At 55.0% G+C, this 1,102-nt stretch carries 1 rRNA gene; it reads right to left on the bottom strand.

From position 1 onward, the window contains the following. Positions 1 to 76: 76 nt before the first annotated feature. Positions 77 to 1,102: ribosomal RNA gene (locus tag G343_RS0100005) — 23S ribosomal RNA — on the bottom strand; the annotation flags it as partial.

The raw sequence follows: 1,102 nt of genomic DNA, 5'->3' as shown, positions 1-1,102 counted from the left end.
TGTGAATGCCTGTGCATTCAAAACCGGATAGAAGCAATTCCTGCGCAGTCCGCCGACCACGGTCGTCATCAATTCGTTGAATAAGTCGTCGATCGATTAGTATTCGTCCGCTCAATGTGTCGCCACACTTACACGCCGAACCTATCCACCTCATCATCTCTGAGGGATCTATTGGGGAAATCTCATCTTGAGGGGGGCTTCGTGCTTAGATGCTTTCAGCACTTATCCCGGCCATACGTGGCTACCCAGCGATGCCGTTGGCACGACAACTGATACACCAGCGGTATGTCCATCCCGGTCCTCTCGTACTAAGGACAGCGCCTCTCAAATTTCCTGCGCCCGCGACGGATAGGGACCGAACTGTCTCACGACGTTCTGAACCCAGCTCGCGTACCGCTTTAATGGGCGAACAGCCCAACCCTTGGGACCGACTACAGCCCCAGGATGCGATGAGCCGACATCGAGGTGCCAAACCTCCCCGTCGATGTGAACTCTTGGGGGAGATAAGCCTGTTATCCCCGGGGTAGCTTTTATCCGTTGAGCGATGGCCCTTCCATGCGGAACCACCGGATCACTAAGTCCGTCTTTCGACCCTGCTCGACCTGTCTGTCTCGCAGTCAAGCACCCTTCTGCCTTTGCACTCTGCGAATGATTTCCAACCATTCTGAGGGTACCTTTGAGCGCCTCCGTTACACTTTGGGAGGCGACCGCCCCAGTCAAACTGTCCACCTGACACTGTCTCCCGCCCGGGTCACGGGCGCGGGTTAGAATCTCAACATCACCAGGGTGGTATCCCACCACTGCCTCCGCATCGATTGGCATCGATGCTTCATCGGCTCCCACCTATCCTGTACAGGTGAAGCCCAGATTCAATATCAGGTTACAGTAAAGCTCCACGGGGTCTTTCCGTCCTGTCGCGGGTAACCTGCATCTTCACAGGTACTATGATTTCACCGAGCCTCTCGTTGAGACAGTGCCCAAATCGTTGCGCCTTTCGTGCGGGTCAGAACTTACCTGACAAGGAATTTCGCTACCTTAGGACCGTTATAGTTACGGCCGCCGTTTACTGGGGCTTCGATTCGCACCTTCGCTTACGCTAAGT

This window comes from Salinicoccus albus DSM 19776 (assembly GCF_000385175.1).
Lineage (GTDB): Bacteria > Bacillota > Bacilli > Staphylococcales > Salinicoccaceae > Salinicoccus > Salinicoccus albus.
The sequence above is the reverse complement of the archived record's forward strand: the minus strand, read 5'-3'. Positions and strand labels throughout refer to the sequence as shown.